Source organism: Bacillus sp. AP50 (assembly GCF_040492675.1).
GTDB classification, from domain to species: Bacteria; Bacillota; Bacilli; order Bacillales; family Bacillaceae_G; genus Bacillus_A; species Bacillus_A cereus.
Genome location: NZ_JBEUTW010000168.1, coordinates 1 through 2,927 on the forward strand (window position 1 = coordinate 1; position 2,927 = coordinate 2,927).

Below are 2,927 nucleotides of genomic sequence, written 5' to 3' on the forward strand. Positions count from 1 at the left end.
TTAGTATCATTCGTACTCTCTTTCAAAGACTATGTTTATTCAAGACAAAATATAGCACCGCGCTTCATCCTCTTATATGTAAACATCGTCATTAATCCATCATTTGTTCTATTTAGTTAAAATTGTAAATAACAAAGTTCTTTTTGTCAATTATAATTGTCATTACGACAATAAAAATTGTCAAAACAACTATTATTATTTTGCTCATCTTTCTAATATAGGACATACTACTATATATACAAAAGACAATATGCAAATGTTCATATAAAAATATTATATTTTAATATATAATATAAAATGATTTTCTAACATCAAGGAGGATACATATGAAGATGAAGAGGGGCATTACCACTTTATTATCTGTAGCGGTTCTATCTACATCACTTGTAGCATGTTCAGGAACACCAGAGAAAACAGTGGCAAAAGAAGAGAAAGTAAAATTAACAGAACAACAATTAATGGCTGATTTATGGTATCAAACAGCCGGTGAAACGAAAGCACTTTACTACCAAGGGTACAACATTGGTCAATTAAAGCTTGATGCAATTCTTGCAAAAGGGACAGAGAAAAAACCTGCTATCGTGCTTGATTTAGACGAAACTGTTTTAGATAACAGTCCTCATCAAGCAATGAGCGTAAAAACAGGCAAAGGCTATCCTTACAAATGGGATGATTGGATTAACAAAGCTGAGGCTGAAGCCCTTCCAGGCGCAATTGATTTCTTAAAATATACAGAGTCTAAAGGTGTAGATATTTACTACATCTCAAATCGTAAAACGAATCAACTAGATGCGACAATTAAAAATCTTGAGCGTGTAGGTGCTCCTCAAGCAACGAAAGAACATATATTACTACAAGATCCGAAAGAAAAAGGAAAAGAAAAACGCCGTGAACTCGTTTCTCAAACTCATGATATTGTCTTATTCTTCGGTGATAACTTATCTGATTTCACAGGTTTTGATGGAAAATCTGTAAAAGATCGTAACCAAACAGTAGCAGATTCAAAAGCACAATTTGGTGAGAAATTCATTATTTTCCCGAATCCAATGTATGGCGATTGGGAAGGCGCTTTATATGATTATGATTTCAAAAAATCAGATGCAGAAAAAGATAAAATCCGTCGCGACAACTTAAAATCATTTGAAGTAAAATAAAAGAGGATGGCCATCCTCTTTTATTTTACTTTCTCTGTTAAAGGCAAGATAAATACTTCCACACGTCTATTCTTTGCCTTTCCTTCTTGTGTATCGTTTGGAGCAATTGAACGGTATTCTCCGTATCCAATCGCACTAAATTTTTCTGGTTGTAATTCTTTATTTTGCAGTAATACTTGCATAAAATTAACTGCCCGCTGCGTACTTAATTCCCAATTCGACGCAAACTGCGCATTGGCAATAGGGACATTATCCGTATGACCCGATACTGTAATTTCACGAGGTGACGCTGAAACAAGTAAGCTAGACATCTCTTTTGCAATCCCTAAAGATTCTAATTTCACATCTGCTTTCCCCGAATCAAACAGTATATTTTCTAATATTGTCACCATTAATCCCTTTTCAGTTAATTTAGTTTGAAAAGAAGAGGATAATTGTTTTTCATTAATATATTGATCAATCTTTTTTTGTAATGCTTTCAATTCATCCATCTCTTTTTTTTCTTTAGCTCTAGCTTCTTCTTGTTTTTTTGTTTGTTCTGCCTCAAGGCTACTTGCTGATAATTCTTTTTCATCATTTGGCTTTTGATCACTTAAAAATTCTTTGTTACCTGTTCCCCCAGCTAATTCACTTCGAAAAGCAACTGCCATCTGTTTAAACTTCGCAGCATCTATACTACTCATTGCGAATAAAACGATAAACAATGCAAATAACAACGTTAACATATCAGAATATGGGATTAACCATGTTTCATCGATATGCTCATCATGTTTTTTCTTTTTGCCTCTTCTATTTTTCTTACTCCGCATTTTTTTCTGCTCCTTTTTCTAGCTTTTTACGCTCAGTTGCAGAAAGTGCACCTAAAATGCGGTTCTTCATAATAAACGGATATGTACCTTCTTGTAACATTAATAAACAATCAATGATTAAACGTTTTTTCTCAATTTCAGCTGAAGATTTTTGCTTTAACTTATTTGCAAATGGATGCCATAATACATAACCTGAAAAAATACCAAAAATCGTTGCAATAAACGCACCCGAAATAGCATGACCTAACTTTTCAATATCAGTTAAGTTACCAAGCGCAGCTACAAGACCGATAACAGCACCTAAAACTCCTAATGTCGGTGCATACGTACCAGCTTGTGAAAAAATAGCAGCTCCCTTTGCATGTCTTTCTTCAATTGCCTCTAATTCAGATTCCAAAATCTGCTCCAAATCTTCTGCGGATACGCCATCAATCACAAATTTCATACCGCGCAAAAGAAATTCATCTTGAATTTTGTCTAATTGTTGCTCTAAAGACAAAATACCGTATTTTCTACTTTCAGATGTCCAATGAACAAATAATTCTAGCAACTGTTCATAACTTAAATCCTTTTTATTTGAACCAAAAAGAACTTTAAATAGTTTTGGAACCCTTTTTAGTTGATTCATCGGAAATGCAATACATACTGCAGCAAATGTACCGATAAAAATAATTAATGCTGCGGCAGGATTTAATAAGGCTGTTATGTCAGCGCCCTTGACGACCATCCCTACTATCACTGCTACAAATCCTAAAATAAGTCCAATAATTGTTGCAAAATCCATTCCCATTCACTCCCAGTCTATACAAGAAGTTCTCTATTCTCGATAATCGCTACATCTTCTTATGTATATATATTACATAAAAAATGCATTTCATGAAAGATAAGAAATGAATTATATAAAAAAATACTACAAATTCACACATTTTCTGACATTTTCTTTGCATTTCTATTACGTTATGAC

General features: G+C 33.5%; 3 protein-coding genes. 1 reads left to right on the top strand and 2 read right to left on the bottom strand.

Features of this window, described 5'->3' with window-relative positions; all coding sequences use genetic code 11:
* Window positions 1-326 precede the first annotated feature (326 nt).
* Entirely contained in the window at window positions 327-1,154 is an 828-nt protein-coding gene (locus ABWK52_RS14475) for a 5'-nucleotidase, lipoprotein e(P4) family (RefSeq protein WP_000782768.1), read from the top strand.
* 20 nt (window positions 1,155-1,174) lie between these two features.
* Here ABWK52_RS14475 and motB read toward each other — a convergent pair whose 3' ends face one another.
* Window positions 1,175-1,963, bottom strand: a complete 789-nt coding sequence (gene motB, locus ABWK52_RS14480; RefSeq protein ID WP_001256735.1) for a flagellar motor protein MotB — start codon at window positions 1,961-1,963, stop codon at window positions 1,175-1,177.
* Window positions 1,953-2,747 (bottom strand): flagellar motor stator protein MotA, encoded by a 795-nt coding sequence (gene motA / locus ABWK52_RS14485; protein ID WP_000344852.1) that lies wholly within the window; start codon window positions 2,745-2,747, stop codon window positions 1,953-1,955. Before motA ends, motB begins: the two co-directional genes overlap by 11 nt.
* Window positions 2,748-2,927: the final 180 nt, after the last annotated feature.

What these genes read in the sequence shown, in the direction of transcription:
- motA (WP_000344852.1), bottom strand. Translation starts at nt 2,747, where the DNA reads ATGGATTTTGCAACAATTATTGGACTTATTTTAGGATTTGTAGCAGTG.
- ABWK52_RS14475 (WP_000782768.1), top strand. Translation starts at nt 327, where the DNA reads ATGAAGATGAAGAGGGGCATTACCACTTTATTATCTGTAGCGGTTCTA.
- motB (WP_001256735.1), bottom strand. Translation starts at nt 1,963, where the DNA reads ATGCGGAGTAAGAAAAATAGAAGAGGCAAAAAGAAAAAACATGATGAG.